We start from the raw sequence: 20,602 nt of genomic DNA on the forward strand, positions 1-20,602 counted from the left end.
CGACGAGGCGGGCGGGGCCGAATCGGCGTCCCGCCCCTGGGATCAATCCGCCCGCAGGCCGATCGATTCGGTCAGCGCCGTATAGCGGTCGATGTCGGCGTTGATCATCTTCTGAAATTCGCGCGGCGTGCTGCTCGCCGGCGTGAAACCCTGCTCACGCAGCGACGCCTGCACCTCTGGACGCCGCACGATCTTCGTCACCGCGGCATTCAGCTTATCGACCACGGCAGGCGGCGTAGCGGCTGGCACCAGCAAACCATGCCACTGGTCCAAGGCATAGCCGGCAATGCCCTGCTCGGCCACCGTAGGCACGGTTGGCATCAGCGGCGAACGCGCCGGCGACGTCACCGCCAGCGCGCGCAACTTGCCGGCGGCGATCAACGGCGCGGCGCTGGAAGCCGTCACCACGCCCATGCCCACCTGCCCCGCCGTCACATCGGTCAACGCAGGCCCGCAGCCCTTGTACGGCACGTGCTGCAAGATCGCACCCGTCGCGCGGGCCAACATTTCGCCCGCCAAATGTTGTGGCGTGCCGTTGCCGCAAGACGCGAACGGCAGGGGCTTGCCCGGCTGGGCGGCGGCCAGCGCGTCATCCAGCGTGTGCAACGGCGACGCGGCCGGCACCACGAACACAGATGGCACAAACGCCACATTGATCACCGCCGCAAAATCCCGCTTGGGCGCAAAGCCCAAATTCCGGTAGACCCCAGGGTTGATCGCGAACGAGCTGTTCACCATCAACAGCGTGTAGCCATCGGGTTGTGCCTCCGCCACGATGCGCGCGCCGATGTTGCCGCTGGCGCCAGGCCGGTTTTCGACCACCACCGGTTGCCCCAACTGCTCTTGCAGGCTGGCGCCGATGCGGCGGGCCAGCAGGTCGGTGCCGCCACCCGGCGGAAACGTCACGACGATGGTGATCGGGTGCGTGGGATACGTGGTGTCAGCCACGGCTTCGCCGGAAGGCGAATTGCCGCAGCCCGCCAGCGGCAGGACCAGTAGCGCAGCGCAAGCACGAAGCAGGCATTTCATGATGCATCCAGGCCGATATCCAGCACCTTGGCACTGTGGGTCAACCAACCCACGGCAATCTGATCGACACCCGTGGTCGCCACGTCGGCCGCCGTCTCCGGGGTGATGCGGCCCGAGGCTTCGGTAATGGCACGCCCCCGCGCCATGGCAACGGCGCGGCGCAGATCTTCCAGGCTCATGTTGTCCAGCAGCACCACATCCACGCCCAGCGAAAGCGCCACATCCAGTTGCGCCAGGGTGTCCACTTCCAACTCAATCTTGACCATATGGCCGACGCCGGCGCGCGCACGCTGCACCGCCGTCGCCACGTCGCCCGCCAGCGCGATGTGGTTGTCCTTGATCAGCACCGCGTCGTCCAGGCCGAAGCGATGATTGCTGCCGCCCCCCACCCGCACGGCGTACTTCTGCACAGCCCGCAAGCCCGGCATGGTCTTGCGGGTGCAGGTGACCTGGGCGCCATAGGCCGAGATGGCCCGCGCGATGGACGCCGTGGCGCTAGCCACACCGCTCAGGTGGCACAAGAAGTTCAACGCCACGCGCTCGGCGGTGAGCATGGCGCGGGCGTTGCCGCGGAGCCGGGCGATCTCCATGCCCGGCCGCAAATCGCTACCGTCGCGCTGCGAGACAGCGAATTCGATGGCCGGATCCAGTGCACGAAACGCCAGGCGTGCCAGATCCAAACCGGCCAGCACGCCTTCTTGGCGCGAGACCAGACGGGTTTCGGCGATGGCGTCCGCCGGCACGATGGCATCGGTGGTGAGATCGCCCGCACGGCCCAGGTCTTCCAGCAAAGCCGCGCGCACCAGCGGCTCCAGCATGACGTCGGGCAAGGGGGGGATGGCCAGGCGGGAGGCTGTCGTAGGCGCTTCGGCTTTAATGCTCATTTTGAGTATTTATGAGTTAAAAAAAGGCGCGCAGAGATTGCGCACCATTTATGCTAAAGACGAGCATAAGCCTTGTCAAGCGTCAAAGTGCACGCGACAGCGGCAATTTGCTACCCGCTATCGCGCGCTCCAGCAGCACATCACGGCGGAAGCGGAACAGTTTGGCCGGCCGGCCGGCAGTGCCCGTGGCCATCTCGCCTGTTTCTTCCACCAGTGCCTGCTGTTCAATCAGGCGGCGGAAATTCTGCTTGTGCAGCCCTCGCCCCGCCAGCGCTTCCACCGCCAGCTGCAATTGCAGCAAAGTGAATTGCGCAGGCATCAATTCAAAGACAACGGGCCGATACTTGATCTTGGCGCGCAACCGGGCAATGCCCGTGGCCAGGATGCGGCGATGGTCATGACGCATCGGCTCGCCCGGCAACCCCGCACGATGGGTGCCGCCCCGCCGCTCGGCCTCGGGTACCAGCCCGGCCTCGAACAGCAATTCGTAGCGTTGCAACACCATGTCTTCGTTCCAGGCGGATCCCTCCAGCCCGAAGGTGATGGCCGCGCGCTGATGGCGGCGTGCGCGCACGGCTGGGTCGGCGCTGTCGTCGCACCACGACACCAGTCGCGGCACGATCAGTTCCTCGACCATGGCCGATGAGTCGGCACGCCGGTCTTCCCAGGGGAAATAGCGATACCAGTCCTGCCAGCCCACCTGCGCCACACCGGTCTCGCCGGCTTCGCGGGTCAGGCCCAGATAACTGACCGACATGACGCGCGCGCCCGATTCGTCGGAACGGTCACCATCCGCGAAGGTGTAGAGCTGTTCGACATAACCCAGCGGATGATGCGTCTGCGTTTCAACCCAGGCGCGCAAACCGGCTTGCAAGGACCGGTGCGACAACTCGAACGGCCCCGCCGGCAACGCCCTGGCATCATCCGTCGTCAGCACGCGCGGCTCGCCGTTGGTCACGGCGACAAGCACCGCAACGAGTTCAGCATGGACGGAGCGTTCAACGGATTCGGTCAAGTTTGGCTTGGCTCTGCAAAGAAGGGATGGAAGAAGATGGGCACGCGGGATCGCCGCGCGCGCAAGGCGAACCGAATTATAAGGTTCTGTCCCTGCAACAGCCCCTTGCAAACGTGACAGGCCCAGCCGCCACGGAGACGGCTCAACGGCCTAAGATGGAACTTGAATCCAGGCGCGTCGCCATCCTGGGACGCCCGCTAGCGGAGTCGTCAACATGTTGAAAACCGCCCCAGAAACCCCCGCCGAAAAGCCGGCCGCCGGCGAGGAAAAAACGCAGCCCGTCGATCCCCGCAAAGGCACCGGCATCATGCCCATGCCCGACCAGAGCAAGATGGTAGCCGGTATGCCCCGGCGCGGACGCGCCATTGAAGAACCCGGTGACCCCGGCGTCATCACGCCCGAAGACGACGTGTTGGATACGTCTTACGAGAACCGCAAGGGATGAGCCGTCCACGGCAGCCGCTGCCAGCCATGGCAGGGGCTGCCGTGCTGCCGCCCTAGGCATCGAACGCGCCAAAACGCTGTTCCAGGATATCGACGAACGCCTCGGTCACTACTGACGGAGCGATCTGGGCCGGATACGCCATGCTGACCTGTACTGGCAAGCGGGGGGTGAACGGGCGAATCGCCAGCTGCCCGGAGAACACGCGCGCGATGTAGGCGTTAACCACGCCGACCCCGCTGCCTGCCGCGGCCAGCGCGCATATCGTCGACGAATACGTGGTTTCGATTTCGCCTTGAGGCTGCACCGATCGTGCCAGCATGGCGCCACGCAACTGCTGATGCACATCGTCGTCGGCATTGAGCACCAGCAGCCGGCGCGCGTTCAAATCCCCGATATCAACGGACTCTTGCCGCGCCAGCGGATGATCCGGCCGCATCACGCACACCGCTGAACTTCGGTGCAGCCGGCGTAGCGACAAGTTCGCGTCGTCCAGCTCGGCCGTCGTGATCACGACGTCGTAGGTGCCATGCAGCAGGCCTTCGCGCAGGTACTGGCTGCCAACCGTCTGCATGTTGATGTGCACATCCGGATAGCGCTGCAAGAACGACTCCAACGCTTCGGGCATCACGCCCAGCCCAAGCGCCGGCGTGCAAGCCAGCCGCAACACGCCCGTGCCGCTGCGCCGCATCGCGGCCACGCGGTCTTCAATGCGCTCCAACCCGGCGAAATGGCGCTTGACCGTGTCGAACAGGTCTTTCGCTTCGCGCGTGGGGCGCAGCCGCCCCCGCTCCAGATCGAACAGCTTCACGCCGCAGGCCTGCTGGGCCTGTCCCAGCAGACGGCTTACGGAAGGTTGCGTGGTGCGCAGCATGTGCGCGGCGCCCGTGGTGGTGCCTGTCAGCATCACGGCGCGAAAGGCTTCTATCTGGCGAAAGTTCAGGGGCCGGCTCATGGGAATTCTATGAAGCGCTAGGTATAGCAATATTGCATAGCCTATGACTAAAAGAGAATTTTTCCAAATACTTGGCCCCTCCTACACTCGGTTTTCCAAGGTCGCCATCAGACGCGCCCGCCACGAGCTTCATCCGATAGGGGAAATACCATGAGCCCACTCCATCCCTGGCGCCGCATGCTGCGCAGCCTCTTCCTGACCCTGGCCGGCGCGGCACTGCCGCTGGCCGCCCACGCACAAGCCAACTACCCCGATCGCCCGCTGCGCATCGTGGTGCCCTTCACGGCCGGAGGTAGCTCCGACATCCAGGGCCGCCTGTTGGCCGAACACCTGGGAAAACTGTATGGACAGTCCGTGGTGGTGGAGAACCGCCCCGGCGCCGGCGGACATATCGGCGGCAAATTCGTCGCGGACTCCGGGCCGGACGGCTACACGCTGCTGCTGGGCTCGATCGGACTGCACGCCACCTATGGCGTGTTCAAGACGCTGAACTACCGCCCGGCGCAAGACCTGAAAGTGATCACCATCGTGGCCGAGATGCCGCACGTCGTGGTGGCCACTCCCAGCCTGCCAGCCAATACGCTTGCCGAATTGACCGCACTGGCCAAGGCCAAGCCCGAGACCCTGCATTTCGGCTCGGCCGGTGTCGGTTCATCCGTGCACATGGTGGGCGAGCTCTACAAAATGGCGGCCCAAGCCCCCATCGTCCATATCCCGTATCGCGGAAGCTCCGCCGCGACCAACGATCTGCTCGGTGGACAGATCGAATTGCTGTTTGAGAACATCCCCACCACCATCGGCTACATCCAGGCCAACAAGCTCAAGGCGCTGGCGATCACCGGCACCACCCGCTCACCCGCCTTGCCCAACGTGCCCACCGCCGCGGAAGCCGGGTTGCCGGGCCTGACGGTCACCTCCTGGACCACGCTGGCAGCCAGCAAGGACGTTCCCGACGCGCTGATCGAGAAGATCAGCGCCGACCTGCGCCGCGTCTATGCCGATCCGGCATTCCGCGCCGGGCTGGAAAGGCTGGGCATGACGCCCGTGGGTAATAGCCCCGCTGAAGCCCGCGACTTCGTGGAGCGCGAACGCACCCGCTGGAACCAGGTCATCGAAGCCGAACACATCACTGCCGGCTGACACCGGCCCGCGCGGCCGGCCACACCGCCGCCGCGCGCTCCAACCCCGGGCACCGCCCACTTCCAAGCATTCCAACCATGAACCGCATCATCGCCACGCCAGTCCCGTGCCGCCGCCTGGGCGAGCGCCCCAACCACCACTTTTTCGGCTACTACAACAAGACCGTTTGGCATCGCAATGGCCGCTACGTGCTGGGCAACCGCACCCCGGTCATGGATGCGGTGCTGACGCCGGAGCTACCCGCTGAAGTCGGCTATTTCGACCGCCAGGACAGCGACCGCTATCACGCAGTGGGCGCGACCACCGCGTGGAATTGGCAGATGGGTTGCCAACTGCAATGGCTGGATGGCGCGACGTCGCCGCAGATGATCTACAACTGCCGCGACACCGAAGGCACCGGCTTCTATCCTGGCCTGCGTTCAGCCATCCACGACATCGCCACCGGCCAAACGCGCTATCTGCCCCTGCCCATCTACGTCGCCGCGCCGAACAGCCGATACGCCCTGTGCGTGGACTACCGCAGGCTCTACATCACCCACGAAACCATTGGCTATAGCGACGCGGCGCCAGCCAACGTCGCCAATGCGCCCGCCGATGACGGGATCCACACGCTGGATCTGGCCACCGGCGCGCATCGGCTCCTGGTCAGCTACGACGGCTTGCGCAACTTTCATCCGCGCGCCTCGATGGAACGCGCAATCCACTGGGTCAGCCACATCGAAGTGAACCCGTCGTCTTCCCGCATCCTGTTCCTGCACCGCTGGACCGAACGGGTGGAAGACGAAACCTGCTTCTTGCACCGCCTGATCACAATGAACGCAGATGGCAGCGACATGCGCCTGCTGGAGTGTTCCGATCACCCGCTGCCGCAGCTGGCGGACAATTTCGACCCCTCTGCCGTCGGCACGTTCGATTACGAAAAATCCGAATATCAGATTTCGCATCCGCTTTGGCGCGATGACCGCTCCATCATTGTTTGGGGGCCTCATGCCGGCAGCATCCACTACCACCTGTATGAAGACGCGCCGGACGGCAAGGTGCAAGTCGTGGGCGATGGCGTCCTGACCGAAAACGGGCACATGAGTTTCTCACCCACCGATTCGCGCTGGCTGCTCAGCGACACCTATCCGGACGCCGCCACGCACGAACGCATTCTGTTCATCTACGACATGCAGACCGGCCAGCGCCATGCGTTGGGCAGCTTCTACGCCGACCCGGGCTTGTCCAAGGAGAACCGCTGCGACCTGCATCCGCGCTGGAGCCGCGACGGCATGCAGGTCTGCATCGATTCCGTGCACGAAGGCGAACGGCAGATGTATGTGCTGGACGTCGGCGAGATCGTGCGCGCCTGACGCGGCCGCCCGTGCGGGCTAGCCTTCTTCCGCGATCTGGCGCAAGGCTTGTTCAAACGCTTCCGGCGGCTGCCCGCCCGACACCAGATATTGGCCATTGATGATCACCGACGGCACTGACGTGATGCCCAGCTTGCGCCATTCTTCCTCTTCCGCACGCACCTCATCGGTGTAGCGGCCAGAGGCCAGCACCTCGCGCGCGGCGGCCTCGTCCAGACCCGCCTCGCGCACGGATTGCGCCAGCACGTCCGCGTCGCTCGTATCCTGGTTCAGGTAGTGATAGGTGCGCAGCAGGCTTTTCTTCAGCGCGGTCTGCTGCGCCTGCCCTTGCAGTCCGGCCCAATGAATCAGGCGGTGCGCGTCAAAGGTGTTGAAGGATCGGTTGTCGTCGTCCATGCGCATCGGCATGTCGACGGCGGCGGCTCGTTCGCTGATGACCTTGCGGTTCGCCTGTACGCGCTCGCGGTCGTACCCGTACTTCTCCATCAGACGTTCGATGGTGTTCTGCCCGCCACGCGGCATGTCGGGGTTCAGTTCAAACGGCTTGAAGTGCAGGTCGACTTCAGCCACGCCTTCCAGCCGGCGCATCGCCTCCAGCAATCCGCCCAAGCCCACCGCACACCAGGGGCAGGCGACGTCGGACACGAAATCGATGTTGATCTTGGCCATGGCCTTCTCCGGAATGTCTGACCGATACGGCAGCGCCATGCACTGCCGTATCGGTCAGGGGAATATTGATCGATATCCCAGAGAGTAAATCAAACCTGGCGGCCAGACCGCCTCCGGTCAAGCACCGACCGGTTTGCCATCCTGCCGGCGCACCACCACGGTCGCCGAACGGGCATCGCCGCCACCAGCCCGCAGCGTATTCCAGGCCCTGTTGGGGTGCTGGATGTTGATGAAGAACGTCGTCAGATCCGGCGTATAGGCGATGCCGGTGATCTCGCAACCCAGCGGCCCCACCAGGAAGCGCTTGGACTCGCCCGTCTTCTGGTCGATGTAGTACATCGAGTTATTGCCGAAGATATCGGTGATGTCCGTGCCGGTTCCCGAGTCCGTCTGCACCCACAAGCGCCCCTGGGGATCCACGCGGATGCCGTCGGGACTGGAGAACTCGTCGCCCTTGATATTGCCCGTGATGTTCGACGCCGCGCCGTCGGCGGCATCCTGCCCGGCCAAGAGCAGCAGCTCCCATTCGAACGTGGTGGCCAGCGGCGAGTCGCCGCGCTCTTTCCAGCGCACGATATGGCCGTGGCGGTTGGTCACGCGCGGATTGGCGGCGCTGGTGCGACGGCGGCTGCTGTTGTTGGTCAGCGTGCAATAGACCGTCTTGTCCACGCCCACCGTGATCCATTCGGGGCGGTCCATCAACGTCGCGCCCGCCACCCGGGCAGCCGCCTTGGTGTTGATCAACACGTCGGCCTGGCTGTTGAAGTCGATCAGCGTATTGGTGGGCACGTCGGTCGGCCGCACTTGCGTGTAGTTGCCCGGATCGATGGCGCCCACGATCAGGTTGTTCTTGCCCACCGCCAGCTCTACCCAGTTGCCGCTGCCGTCATCATTGAAGCGCGCCGCATACAGCGTACCCTCGTCGAGCAGCGTGCTGTTGTTGGCGCGATTGGCCGGATCGTAAGGCTTGCTGGGCACGAACTTGTAGATGCAACCGGGCGTGCCATCGTCGCCCATGTAGAACGCCACCCGGTTGTTCTCGCCGACCATGAACGCCGTGTTCTCGTGGTCGAACCGGCCCATCGCCGTGCGCTTGACCGCCGTCGAACCCGGAGTGCTCGGGTCGATCTCAACCACCCAGCCGTAGCCGTTTTCAGGTTGCGTCGGATCCCAGTAGTTGTCGGTCGTCTCTTCGCAAGTCAGGTAGGTGCCCCAGGGCGTGTTGCCGCTGGCGCAATTGTTCAGCGTGCCCACAACGGTGGCGCCCACCACCGAGGCGGCCGGGCCGCTCACGTTGTAGACCGTGTTGCCGGTGTAGCGCTTGTTGTAGCGGGAATCGGCCTTGACCGCCCACTTGCCGTCCTTGTCGCGCGCGATCTCGACGACCGACACGCCCACGTTGGACAGGTTGGTCTTCACGGCCTCGACGGAACGATCCAGCGTATTGGCGTCGACGTTTTCGTGGTTCAGCACCAACAGGCCGCCCTGGTTCGGGTCAACGCCCTCCAGCGGATAGAAATGCATGCCGTCGTGCTGGCCGCCGGCCTGGGTCTCGGTGGCGGGATAAGACTGCGGCACGCCCAGATAGCCCGCCGAACCGATCACGCACTTGTCACCGGCCGAATACAGCACCTCTGCCACATAGCCTTCCGGCACCGTGACCGTGTCGGCCACGATCTTGTCTCCCAACGGCTTGAACGTGACGGAATAGTCCGGACCCGGCTCGGGCGTCGGCGTGGGCGTCTCGGGCGTGGGTTGCTCCGGCGGCGCTGCCGTATCGTCATCATCGTCATCGCTGCTACAGCCGGCCAGTGCGGACACGCCGAACACCGACAGGACGGACAAGCCAAAGCTGTTCCTCAACAACGTCCGTCGCGCAGGATTGGCGGCAATGATCTCGTCGAACATCTGGCCGGGAACAGTCACTTCCCCTCGAGCTTCACGGGAGGGCGCACGCAATTTATCTGTCAGGTAGGACATCTGGATCTCTAGGTTTGTGGACTAAACAGCAAGCAATTTGTCAGCTGATTGAAAGACTGCTGACGGAAGGCTGAGAGATTACGAGGCCGATGTGACAGACGAGAGACGCTTAGATGAATTCACGCACATAGAAATGGGCCGTGGGGGTGGCTCGTGCTGTGGCTATTGGCGCCCCTCGCGGCCTTCTTGTCCCGGCGTGACAGAAAACAAAAAGCCCCTGATTTCTTTCGAAATCAGGGGCTTTGATGCATTCGTGGCGGACAGAGGGGGATTCGAACCCCCGATACGCTTTTGACGTATACACGCTTTCCAGGCGTGCGCCTTCAACCGCTCGGCCACCTGTCCTAATTGCTAACGTCGACGTGGGGAAAACACCACTACGAAATTTGCGAATCCGCGATTCTAGCAGAATTCGGCCGACCACCACAAGTCGACAAGGAAAAAGGGACGCACTGGGCGTCCCTCTTCCTGCGCATCGCAGCGCCGCCATACCTCAATACGTCATGAAGTCATGGCGGGGGCCTCTTGCTCGCGATAGGAACTGACCGTGCCATCCGGCTCGGTCTCTTCCAACCGCACCTTGAAGCCCCACAGGCGGGCCAGATGCTTCATCACTTGTTCGGCATCGTCACCCGCCAGCGGCCGGCCTCGGCTCTTCAAGTGCCGCAACACCAGCGAACGATCCGAATCGCGGTTGAAGCGCACCACCTGGATATCCGGCACCTGATTGTCGCGGTTGTGTTGCGCGGCCAACAGGCGGCGGATGTCGCGATAGCCTTCGTCATTGTGGATGGCGGCCACTTCCAGCTTCGGGTTCGCCTGGTGGTCCGAAATCGCGAAGAAGCGGAATTCCCGGATCAGGCGCGGCGACAGGTACTGCGAGATGAAGGACTCGTCCTTGAAGTTGCGCATGGCGAAGTCCAGCGTCTTGCCCCAGTCGCTACCCGCGATGTCCGGGAACCACTTGCGGTCTTCCGGCGTGGGCGCCTCGCAGATGCGGCGGATGTCCGTCATCATCGCAAAGCCCAGCGCATAGGGGTTGATGCCGCCGTAGCCACGCTCGTCAAAGCCGCGCTGGCTGACGACGTTGGTATGGCTTTGCAGGAACTCCATCATGAAGCCGTCGTTCACCAGGCCCTTTTCGTGCAGGCGATTCAAGATGGTGTAGTGCCAGAACGTGGCCCAGCCTTCGTTCATGACCTTGGTCTGCGTCTGCGGATAGAAGTACTGGGCGATCTTGCGCACGATACGCACCAGCTCCTTCTGCCACGGCGCCAGCTTGGGCGAGTACTTCTCGATGAAGTACAGCAGATTTTCCTCGGGCTCAGGCGGAAACACGCCGGCGTCGGTGTGCGTGTCCCGATCAGCCTCCAGGCGTGGCAAGGTGCGCCACAAGTCGTTGTATTGCAGGCGGGCGTGTTCCTGGCGCTCGGCCTGGCGCGCGGCCTCTTCCTTGAATGACATCGGCGTCGGCCGCTTGTAGCGGTCCACGCCGTGATGCGACAGCGCATGGCAGGAGTCCAGCAACGCTTCCACCGCGTCGATGCCGTAGCGGTCTTCGCAAGACATCACGTACTTGCGCGCGAACACCAGGTAATCCAGCACGCCGTCCGCATCCGTCCATTGCCGGAACAGGTAGTTGCCCTTGAAGAATGAGTTGTGCCCATAGCATGCATGCGCAATCACCAGCGCCTGCATCGTCATGGAATTCTCTTCCATGAGATACGCAATGCAGGGGTTGGAGTTGATGACGATTTCGTACGCCAGCCCCTGCATGCCGCGACGGTAGTACTGCTCGTTGCGGATGAATTCCTTGCCGTACGACCAGTGCGGATAGCCAATCGGCAGGCCCGCCGACGCATAGGCGTCCAGCATCTGTTCCGAGGTAATGACCTCGATCTGGTTCGGGTACGTATCCAGCCCGTACTCCGCCGCGACCTTTGAGATCGCTTCGTCATAGGACTGGATCAGTTCGAACGTCCATTCGGAACCCTGGGAAATCGGCCTGGCGCCACCACCGGCCAATTCCGGCTCCACGAGAGCACCCACGATGGCATTCATGCGGTTTCCTTCTTGAACAGGTCATGGAACACGGGGAAGATCTCGCCGCGATCGCAGATGCGCCGCATGACGAAATGCGGCTCCAGCTTCTGTTCATACTCCGCCCACAGGCTGCTCTTGCGAGCCTCTTGCGAGTCGGGAATTTCGATATAGGCGAAATAGCGTGTCGACGGCAGCAGATGCTCTGCCAGGAAGCGTGCGCTCTTGCCTGCGTCGGCGCCAAACGAATCGCCGTCGCTGGCCTGCGCCGCATAGACGTTCCACGCCGACGGCGGATAGCGCTTTTCAAGAATCTCGCGCATCAGCTCCAAGGCGGACAGCACGATGGTGCCGCCGCTCTTGGGGTCGTAGAAGAACGTCTGCTCATCCACTTCCTCGGCGTTGTCCGTGTGGCGGATGAAGACCAGATCCACGTGCTCGTATTTGCGCGACAAGAACAGATACAGCAAGGTGAAGAAGCGCTTGGCCAGATCCTTCTTGCCTTCATCCATGGAGCCCGACACGTCCATCAGGCAGAACATGACCGCGCGCGCCATCGGAATGGCGACCGATACCCGGTTGCGATAGCGCAGATCCAGGTCATCCAGGAACGGCACCCGGGCAAGGCGCTCGCGGCAGTCCTCGACATCCTGTTCCAAGGTGCGGATCTCGGCGGCGGGCGCCCCTGCCGCGACGGCTTTCGCCAGCGCGGCCTCGGCGTCTTCCAGATCCGCACGCGCCTTCACGTTCAGCGCCACCCGCCGCGCCAAGGACGACTTGAGCGTGCGGCTGATGCTCAACATGCTGGGCGACCCGGTCGTGGTGTAGCCCGCGCGCTGCCATTTCTTCTGGCTGACTTCACCCAGCTGGTTGCGTGCCAGGTGCGGCAGTTCCAGATCCTCGAAGAACAGGTTCAGGAATTCGGCCCGAGACAGGCTGAAGGTGAATTGGTCTACCGCCTCACCTTCACCGGGTTCGGATCCGCCCTCGCCTTGCCCGCCCTGCGGCCGGTCGATGGTGTCGCCCTTGGCGAATTCACGATTGCCAGGGTGCACCATCTCGCGGTCACCGCCCGAGCCGTGCCGGAACGTCGGCTCGGAAATATCCCGGGCGGGCAGGTTGATCTCTCCGCCTTGATCCATATCCTGAATCGAGCGGTCACGGATCATCCCGTGAACCGCCTTGCGGATCTGGTCCTTGTAGCGCCGCAAGAAACGCTCGCGGTTGACGGCGCTTTTATTGCGCCCGTTAAGACGGCGATCGATCAGTGAATTCATGATTCACCTCGCTCAGGAAGACTTCCTCACACGGAGATACCACTCGCACAGCAGTCGGACTTGCTTTTCCGTGTAGCCCTTTTCAACCATGCGATCCACGAAGCTCTGGTGTTTCGACTTGTCCTCGGCCGAGGCCTTGGCGTTGAATGAAATCACCGGCAGCAGATCTTCCGTGTTCGAGAACATCTTCTTCTCGATCACTTCGCGCAGCTTTTCATAGCTGGTCCAGGTCGGGTTGCGGCCGTTGTTGTTGGCGCGCGCCCGCAGCACGAAGTTCACGATCTCGTTGCGGAAGTCCTTCGGGTTCGCAATGCCTGCCGGCTTTTCGATCTTCTCCAGTTCATCGTTCAGCGCGCTGCGATCGAAGCTTTCGCCAGTTTCAGGATCGCGGAATTCCTCGTCCTGAATCCAGCAGTCGGCAAACGTCACGTAGCGGTCGAAGATGTTCTGGCCATATTCCGAGTACGACTCCAGGTATGCCGTCTGGATTTCCTTGCCGATGAACTCCGCATAGCGCGGCGCCAGGAAGCCCTTGATGAACTCCAGGTAGCGCCGGCGGATTTCCTCGGGGTAGTCCTCGCGGCCGATCCGTTGCTCCAGCACATACATCAGATGCACGGGGTTCGCGGCCACTTCCGTCTGGTCGTAGTTGAAGACGCTGGACAGGATCTTGTACGCGAATCGCGTGGACACCCCGTTCATGCCTTCGTCCGTGCCGGCGTAGTCCTTGTATTCCTGCAAGGCCTTGGCCTTCGGGTCCACGTCCTTCAGGCTTTCACCGTCGTAGACGCGCAGCTTGGAATAAATGCTGGAGTTTTCGGGTTCCTTCAGACGGGTCAGCACCGAGAACTGCGCCATCATGTCCAGGGTTCCCGGCGCGCACGGGGCGGCCGACAACGAGCTGTGATGCAGCAGTTTTTCGTAGATGCGGACTTCCTCGGACACCTGCAAGCAGTAAGGCACCTTGACGATATAGATACGGTCAAGGAACGCCTCGTTGTGCTTGTTGTTGCGGAAGGTCTGCCATTCGGACTCGTTCGAGTGAGCCAGGATCGCGCCGTTGAACGGAATCGCGGAGAAACCCTCCGTGCCCTTGAAGTTGCCTTCCTGGGTTGCCGTCAGCAGCGGATGCAGCATCTTGATCGGGGCTTTGAACATCTCCACGAACTCAAGCAGGCCCTGGTTTGCCAGGCACAGTCCACCGGAATAGCTGTAGGCGTCCGGGTCGTCCTGCGAATGGCGGTCCAGCTTGCGGATGTCCACCTTGCCGACCAGCGACGAAATATCCTGGTTGTTCTCGTCGCCCGGCTCGGTCTTGGCGATGGCAACCTGGCGCAGCACCGACGGATTCAGGCGCACCACACGGAACTGCGAGATGTCGCCGTCGAATTCCTTCAAGCGCTTGACTGCCCAAGGCGACATGATGCCGCTCAGGTAGCGCCGCGGAATGCCGTATTCCTTTTCAAGCGTGTCGCCAAAGCGTTCCGGATGGAACAGGCCCAACGGCGTTTCGTTGACGGGCGAACCCTTCAAAGCATAGATAGGATAGCTTTCCATCAAGGCCTTGAGCCGTTCCGCGATGGACGACTTGCCGCCGCCCACAGGTCCCAGCAGATACAGGATTTGCTTGCGCTCTTCCAGCCCCTGAGCCGCATGCTTGAAGAACGCGACGATCTGACCGATCACGTCCTCCATGCCGTAGAACTCCTGGAACGCCGGATAGCGCCGGATGGTCCGGTTGGAAAACAAACGGGAAAGACGTGGGTCGTTGCGCGTATCCACGATTTCGGGTTCGCCGATCGCCGCCAGCATGCGCTCAGCGGGGCTGGCGTACGCCATGGGATCACGTTTGGCGAGGTTCAGATATTCCTCAAGGGAAAGCTCTGACTCCTGCTCTCTTGCATACTGCGACTTGAAGCCTTCGACGATGTTTTGCACGGAAACCTCCTACATACAACACGCGAAAAATGCAGCACGTCCCTACGTGTCCCCATTGTGCCTCAGCGCCTACGCTTTACTAGACAAACTCGCGATAAGCATTGTCGGCCTGGTGTTATGTTGCTTTCGCCACACATCAACCATGAAGCACGATCGGGCCCTTTCCATTTAGGCTGCTCCCATCGGATACAAGTTCCGTCAGGGAATGCAACTTACGTGAATAAGTTATCTCGCACGCCTTCAGCATATTGCTATGGCACGCACGCATCATGCGGCTGCACATGAAATGGTCAGCAATGATTTGAAGGGATGAGATATCCCGGTGGATTCTTATGATTCGGGTGTAAACCCGATGCGCCCGCTATGCGATGGCAGCGGACGGTCTGAACAGCGCCGTGGCGTCTTGTTCAGCAGCGTGCCGGTTCGGTCGTAAAAAGCGCCGATATCGCAGCACGGGAATCCGTGGTGACGTGGGCGCGTAGCACTGTGCGGTGAAGGCCGTGAGCACGTAGCGCCAAGTCATGGCTCTATGCTAAAGCCAATTGACCGTTTTGTGGCAATTCATTTGACGCATCGCCCAAAATAATGATGAGGGTTTTCGCCATGAAAATGCACATGCGTGAATCGCTCGCAAACTTGCTGCCATCGTCACGCCCACCAACGCCGAAAACCCCTTAAAACAGGAGTTTCGCGCGGTTTCAGCCCACGAATTAGCAGCCGATCAGGCCGAGTGCTAGTACCCCTTTCCTTGACGCGGATACTCTCTGCGACGACCCGTGTCGCGAACAAAACGCGCGTTGTCTTGAATGAAGGAAAGCTCGCATCTCACCGCGCGCGGCATGTTCCGAACGCGCATACGCTCCCACGCTGCGTCATGTTGCGTCGCTTGCAGCCCGCACCGTGCAACAGACAGGCAGATTCAATTCGGCGCACTCAAGGCCACGCGCTGCATCAGTTCGCGCCACGTCTGGGCCACCCGGGCGCGCAAGCGCACATCCGCGCCCAGCAGCGCGGTATCGATGAATTCGTACCGCTGGGCAGCATCCAGATGCTCCAGCATCGGCAGGCGCACCATCCCCGCCGCATCGCCCAGCAGTACCGGCGCCACATACAGCAGCAGCTCGTCCACACACCCCGCGGAGACCAACGCGCCGGACAGGCCGGCCCCCGCTTCCACGTGAACTTCGTTGAATTGTTCCTGAGCGAACCAGCGCATCATGGCCTGCAAATCGACGCGATCCGGCACAGGGCCCGGCAGGACCACCACGCGCGCGTTCTGGTCGGCCAGACGCGCGGCCTTCGCGGCATCGTCACGGGCGGTGAAGATAATCACTTCGCCGCCATCGAACAGGCGGGCATCCTCGGGAATGCTCAAGCGGCCATCAACCACCGCCTTGCGGGGTTGGCGCGGCGTATCCACACCGCGCACATTCAGCTGCGGATCGTCTTTCAAGACGGTGCCCATGCCGGTCAGCACCACGCAGCTGCGCGCGCGCCAGTGGTGCCCATCGGCGCGGGCCTCGGCGCCGGTGATCCATTGCGACATGCCGTTATGCAGCGCGCTGCGGCCATCCAGCGAGGCGGCCATCTTCATCCACACCCAAGGCAGGCCCCGGCTCATGCGGGAAATAAAACCCGCGTTGATCGCCAGCGCTTCTTCGGCGCACACGCCAGTCGTGACCGCGATGCCGGCCTCGCGCAAGCGCGCCAGGCCCTGCCCGTTGACCAAGGGATTCGGATCGCCAATGGCTACAACCACCCGCGCGGGCCTTGCCGCCAGCACGGCATCCACGCAGGGTGGCGTACGGCCAAAATGGCTGCATGGCTCCAGCGTGACGTACATCGTGGCGCCTGCCACCGCCGCCTGGCGAGCCTGGGCATCGCGCAACGCGCAGATTTCAGCATGCGGGCCGCCCGGCGGCTGGGTCGCACCCTCGCCCAGCACCTGTCCATCGCGCACGATGACGCATCCGACCCGAGGGTTCGGTGCGGTGGAATACAGCACGCGCTCTGCCAGCGCCAGGGCGCGTCGCATCCAGAAGATATCGTCGGGGAGGCTTACGGTCGTCATGGCAGGAATTGTATGTCCGACGGCACCCCGCTGGGCACAACCCGCCAGCGCCAGGAGGGGTATGCTTGCAGCATGTCCGTTTTGGGCTGCTCGACGTCTTTTGACGATCTCGCGCACGGCCTGATTTCGCTCCAGAATGACGCCGTACCCCTTTAAATCCTTGGCCTGGAGCCTGGAACATGAAAAAAGCGCTGATCGTCATCGACGTGCAAGAGTCTTTCCGGCACCGTCCGTTTTGGGATGAAACTGAATATCCGGCGTTTCTGGAGCACATCCAGGGGCTGATCGATTCGGCGGCCGCCCAGGGAATCCCCGTGCTTCAGGTGTTCCACACCAGCAAGTCCACCGACCCCGCCAATCCGTTCTCGCTGGCCTCCGGTCACGTGAAGACGCTAAAGGAATTGCGCGTTTCCCCCCATGCCGTCTTTCACAAAACCGTCCATTCCTCGCTGTATGCCGAGAACGCGGACGGCCTGTCGCTGCACGATTGGCTGTGGGAAAACGGCATCGAAGGCGTCATCGTCAGCGGCATCCGCACCGAACAGTGCTGCGAAACCACGTCACGCCATGCCAGCGACGCAGGCTTCAAGGTGGTCTTCCCGACCGACGCCACGCTGACCTTCGCCATGCAAAGCCCTTCGGGCAAGCACTACACGCCGGCCGAGATCCGGGATCGCACCGAGCTGGTGCTGCACGGACGTTTTGCCCGCATTTCGCGCGCCGCCGACGCGCTGGCGGACTGACACCGATCTGGAAAACGCCATGATTCCGGTGTACTTCGTCTTGTCGCGAGGCATCGTCCTGCTGGATCTGGCGGGTCCGGCAGAGGCCTTCCGCGTGGCCAACAAGCTGTGCCCCGACACCTTCGCGCTGCATTTTTGCGGCCCGTCGGAAGCCGTGGAAAGTGGTCTGGCGGGGCTACACCTGGCCAACATCCAGCCGCTGCCGACCGGCTTGCCCGACCACGCGCTCGTCATCATTTCCGGCGTGGTGGGCCAGCCCACCCGCCTGGAAGGCCCAGACGCCCACGCCATCATCCAATGGCTGGCGGCACGCCACCCCGTGGACGGCTTCACACTGATGACCGTCTGCGCGGGTGCGCTGTTCGCCGCGTCGGCGGGCCTGACCCGGCAGCGCGACTGCACCACGCATCATTCATGCCTGGCGCAACTGTCGGGCATCGATCCGACCGCCCGCGTGCACGACAATCGGATCTTTGTCGAAGACGGCAACCTGGTCAGCAGCGCCGGCATCACGGCGGGCATCGACCTGGCGTTGCACATGGTGTCGCGCCACTGCGGGCCGCGCGTCGCCAGCGAGGTGGCGCGCGACATGGTGGTCTACCAGCGTCGAGCCGGCACGGATTCCGCGCTGTCACCGTGGCTGGAGCATCGCAGCCACTTGCATCCTGGCGTGCATCGCGTCCAGGATGCCGTCATTCGCAACCCTGCCGCGCCCTGGTCCGCGCAGTCTCTGGCGGACCAGGCGCATACCAGCGCCCGCCACCTGACGCGCCTGTTCCGCGAGCATGCGGGTTGCACGCCAATGGACTACCTGTATCAGATACGTGTCGCGCTGGCGCGCGACTTGCTGCGTGAAACCCGGTTGGATCTGGAGCGCGTGGCGGAAAAATCGGGGTTTGGCTCAGCGCAGCACATGCGCCGCGTATGGCGCAAATTTGAACCACAGACGCCAAGCGTGGCGCGCTTGGCGCCCATGCAATAACGGCGCCGAAGCGCCGTCATCCTTCCTGCCAAACGCAAGACGTCATTCCTTGCGTAGCTTGCCCGGCAGCAACGGACCCTGCATCTCACGGATCGCTTCGACGAATTCGCCGATGTCCTCGAAGCTCTTGTAGACCGATGCAAAGCGCACATAGGCCACCTTGTCGAGCTTGCGCAGTTCGGTCATCACCAGTTCACCGATGTGTTCGGTGGGCACTTCGCGCAGCCCGCTTGCCAGCAGTTTCTCTTCGATGCGCGCCACGGCCGCATCCACATCCTCGGTGCTGACAGGACGCTTGCGCAGCGCCAGGCTCAGGCTGGCGCGCAATTTGGCGGGATCGTACTCGCTACGGCTGCCGTTGCGCTTGACGACGGAAGGCAGGGCAAGTTCCACCCGCTCATAGGTGGTGAAGCGCTTGTCACAGGATAGGCAGCGACGGCGGCGACGAATCGCGTCGCCCTCTTCCGAGACCCGGCTGTCGACGACCTGTGTTTCGGCATGGCCGCAAAATGGACACCGCATGTGTGTTCCCTAAAGGCACGGATAGCAATAATTGAGCATATTGTAACGACGCGCCCCAGGGGAGGCGCCAACATGACTAATTCGTCCCCAATAACCTGGACGAGCCCGGTTGAGGATAGCGCCTGCGCCCTGGAAAGCAAAGGGACGGCGCCTTGCGGGGCCGTCCCTTTGGTCTGGCCCCTGCGGCGGATAGCCTCAGGGCCTTTGAGGAATGCTGCTTACTTCTTGCCGTAGACCGGCAGGCGCGACGTCAGTTCGTTGACGCGAGCGCGCACGGCGGCGATGTTGGCTTCGTCACGCGGATTGTCCAACACGTCGGCGATCAGGTTGGCGGTCAGCTCGGCGTCGGCTTCCGTGAAACCGCGCGTGGTCATGGCCGGCGTGCCCAGGCGGATGCCGCTGGTCACGAAAGGCTTTTCCGGATCATTCGGGATGGCGTTCTTGTTGACCGTGATGTGGGCTTGGCCCAGCACGGCTTCCGCTTCCTTGCCCGTGATGCCCTTGGAACGCAGGTCCACCAGCATGACGTGGCTTTCAGTGCGGCCGGAAACAATGCGCAGACCGCGCTTGACCAGCGTGTCCGCCAGCACCTTGGCGTTCTTGACCACTTGTTGCGCGTAGTCCTTGAACTGCGGTTCCAGTGCTTCCTTGAACGCCACGGCCTTGCCGGCGATGACGTGCATCAGCGGACCACCCTGGATGCCGGGGAAGATCGCCGAGTTGATGATCTTCTCATGTTCGGCCTTCATCATGATCACGCCACCGCGCGGGCCGCGCAGCGACTTGTGCGTCGTCGACGTGACGAAGTCGGCGTGCGGGACCGGATTGGGGTAGGCGCCGCCGGCGACGAGGCCTGCGTAGTGGGCGATGTCGACCATGAACAGCGCGCCGTTTTCACGGGCGATGCGAGCCATGCGCTCGAAGTCGATGTGCAGGGCGTAGGCCGAAGCGCCTGCGACGATCAGCTTGGGCTTGTGTTCGCGGGCCAGCTGTTCAACTTGGTCGTAGTTCAGGACTTCGTTTTGATCCAGGCCGTACGAGATGAAGTTGTACAGCTTGCCCGATGCGTTGACCGACGCGCCGTGCGTCAGGTGGCCGCCTTCGGCCAGGCTCATGCCCAGCACGGTGTCGCCCGGCTTCAGCACGGCCATGTACACGCCCTGGTTGGCCTGCGAACCCGAATTGGGCTGCACGTTGGCGGCTTCAGCACCGAAGATTTCCTTCAGGCGGTCGATGGCCAGTTGCTCAACCACGTCGACGTATTCGCAACCACCGTAGTAACGCTTGCCCGGATAGCCTTCGGCATATTTGTTCGTGAGCTGCGTGCCCTGCGCTTCCATGACGGCGGGGCTGGCGTAGTTCTCCGAAGCGATCAGCTCAATGTGCTGCTCTTGGCGAACGTCTTCCTTCTGGATGGCGGCCCAAACGTCCGGGTCAGCCTTGGACAAGGTGAGGTTGCGGTCAAACATGACGGGGGATTCCTGAGGCGGTATGAGAAGAGAAAGCGGTGTCGGGTGGGTAAACCCGAAGAATGCTGAATAGTTTACCCCGTCGGGCGGCTTC

General features: G+C 62.7%; 17 protein-coding genes and 1 tRNA gene. 5 read left to right on the forward strand and 13 right to left on the reverse strand.

The window, feature by feature from the left end; translation table 11 throughout:
• Window positions 1–42 precede the first annotated feature (42 nt).
• The 3 genes from HV753_RS26740 to HV753_RS26750 form a co-directional block, all read right to left on the reverse strand.
• Window positions 43–1,029, reverse strand: coding sequence for a tripartite tricarboxylate transporter substrate binding protein (locus HV753_RS26740; protein ID WP_175177601.1), 987 nt, complete (start codon window positions 1,027–1,029; stop codon window positions 43–45).
• Window positions 1,026–1,913 carry a carboxylating nicotinate-nucleotide diphosphorylase gene (nadC, locus tag HV753_RS26745; RefSeq protein ID WP_175177602.1) on the reverse strand — a complete coding sequence of 296 codons (888 nt, stop codon included), beginning with the start codon at window positions 1,911–1,913 and terminating at the stop codon, window positions 1,026–1,028. Before nadC ends, HV753_RS26740 begins: the two co-directional genes overlap by 4 nt.
• 82 nt (window positions 1,914–1,995) lie before the next feature.
• Complete coding sequence (locus HV753_RS26750) at window positions 1,996–2,928, reverse strand: NUDIX hydrolase (protein WP_175177603.1); 933 nt, start codon at window positions 2,926–2,928, stop codon at window positions 1,996–1,998.
• A gap of 214 nt (window positions 2,929–3,142) precedes the next feature.
• On the opposite strand from HV753_RS26750, the gene HV753_RS26755 reads away from it, so the two are divergent.
• Window positions 3,143–3,373 (forward strand): hypothetical protein, encoded by a 231-nt coding sequence (locus HV753_RS26755; protein ID WP_175177604.1) that lies wholly within the window; start codon window positions 3,143–3,145, stop codon window positions 3,371–3,373.
• A gap of 52 nt (window positions 3,374–3,425) precedes the next feature.
• On the opposite strand, the gene HV753_RS26760 is transcribed toward HV753_RS26755, so the two are convergent.
• Window positions 3,426–4,325 carry a LysR family transcriptional regulator gene (locus HV753_RS26760; protein WP_175177605.1) on the reverse strand — a complete coding sequence of 300 codons (900 nt, stop codon included), beginning with the start codon at window positions 4,323–4,325 and terminating at the stop codon, window positions 3,426–3,428.
• A gap of 150 nt (window positions 4,326–4,475) precedes the next feature.
• On the opposite strand from HV753_RS26760, the gene HV753_RS26765 reads away from it, so the two are divergent.
• Both HV753_RS26765 and HV753_RS26770 read left to right on the forward strand, forming a co-directional pair.
• Entirely contained in the window at window positions 4,476–5,465 is a 990-nt protein-coding gene (locus HV753_RS26765; RefSeq protein WP_175177606.1) for a Bug family tripartite tricarboxylate transporter substrate binding protein, read from the forward strand.
• Between the two features lie 77 nt (window positions 5,466–5,542).
• Window positions 5,543–6,817, forward strand: coding sequence for a hypothetical protein (locus tag HV753_RS26770; protein ID WP_175177607.1), 1,275 nt, complete (start codon window positions 5,543–5,545; stop codon window positions 6,815–6,817).
• Window positions 6,818–6,835: 18 nt separating this feature from the next.
• Here the strand turns inward: HV753_RS26770 and HV753_RS26775 are convergent, their stop codons facing one another.
• From HV753_RS26775 to ribD, 7 genes are all read right to left on the reverse strand, one after another.
• Window positions 6,836–7,486, reverse strand: a complete 651-nt coding sequence (locus tag HV753_RS26775) for a DsbA family oxidoreductase (protein ID WP_175177608.1) — start codon at window positions 7,484–7,486, stop codon at window positions 6,836–6,838.
• A gap of 117 nt (window positions 7,487–7,603) precedes the next feature.
• Window positions 7,604–9,466 (reverse strand): PhoX family protein, encoded by a 1,863-nt coding sequence (locus tag HV753_RS26780; RefSeq protein WP_175177609.1) that lies wholly within the window; start codon window positions 9,464–9,466, stop codon window positions 7,604–7,606.
• Window positions 9,467–9,720: 254 nt separating this feature from the next.
• Window positions 9,721–9,811: transfer RNA gene (locus HV753_RS26785), tRNA-Ser, on the reverse strand.
• 156 nt (window positions 9,812–9,967) lie between these two features.
• Window positions 9,968–11,527: a SpoVR family protein gene (locus HV753_RS26790; protein ID WP_175177610.1), complete on the reverse strand. Its 1,560-nt coding sequence runs from the start codon at window positions 11,525–11,527 to the stop codon at window positions 9,968–9,970.
• Window positions 11,524–12,783: a YeaH/YhbH family protein gene (locus tag HV753_RS26795; RefSeq protein ID WP_175177611.1), complete on the reverse strand. Its 1,260-nt coding sequence runs from the start codon at window positions 12,781–12,783 to the stop codon at window positions 11,524–11,526. The genes HV753_RS26790 and HV753_RS26795 overlap by 4 nt, the downstream gene beginning before the upstream one ends.
• Before the next feature lie 12 nt (window positions 12,784–12,795).
• The gene (locus HV753_RS26800) at window positions 12,796–14,712 is read right to left on the reverse strand and encodes a PrkA family serine protein kinase (protein WP_425485940.1); all 1,917 of its coding nucleotides are present in this window, start codon (window positions 14,710–14,712) and stop codon (window positions 12,796–12,798) included.
• 928 nt (window positions 14,713–15,640) lie between these two features.
• Complete coding sequence (ribD, locus tag HV753_RS26805) at window positions 15,641–16,756, reverse strand: bifunctional diaminohydroxyphosphoribosylaminopyrimidine deaminase/5-amino-6-(5-phosphoribosylamino)uracil reductase RibD (RefSeq protein ID WP_175177669.1); 1,116 nt, start codon at window positions 16,754–16,756, stop codon at window positions 15,641–15,643.
• A 215-nt stretch (window positions 16,757–16,971) separates the two neighbouring features.
• Between ribD and HV753_RS26810 the strand changes: the two genes are divergently transcribed.
• Window positions 16,972–17,535, forward strand: coding sequence for a cysteine hydrolase family protein (locus tag HV753_RS26810; protein ID WP_175177613.1), 564 nt, complete (start codon window positions 16,972–16,974; stop codon window positions 17,533–17,535).
• Window positions 17,536–17,554: 19 nt separating this feature from the next.
• Window positions 17,555–18,517: a GlxA family transcriptional regulator gene (locus HV753_RS26815; RefSeq protein WP_175177614.1), complete on the forward strand. Its 963-nt coding sequence runs from the start codon at window positions 17,555–17,557 to the stop codon at window positions 18,515–18,517.
• 42 nt (window positions 18,518–18,559) lie between these two features.
• Here HV753_RS26815 and nrdR read toward each other — a convergent pair whose 3' ends face one another.
• On the reverse strand, window positions 18,560–19,039 hold the full coding sequence (gene nrdR / locus HV753_RS26820) for a transcriptional regulator NrdR (RefSeq protein ID WP_175177615.1): 480 nt from the start codon (window positions 19,037–19,039) through the stop codon (window positions 18,560–18,562).
• A gap of 218 nt (window positions 19,040–19,257) precedes the next feature.
• Window positions 19,258–20,508, reverse strand: coding sequence for a serine hydroxymethyltransferase (gene glyA / locus HV753_RS26825; protein WP_175177616.1), 1,251 nt, complete (start codon window positions 20,506–20,508; stop codon window positions 19,258–19,260).
• Window positions 20,509–20,602 lie beyond the last annotated feature (94 nt).

Source organism: Achromobacter pestifer (assembly GCF_902859625.1).
Lineage (GTDB): Bacteria > Pseudomonadota > Gammaproteobacteria > Burkholderiales > Burkholderiaceae_B > Achromobacter > Achromobacter pestifer.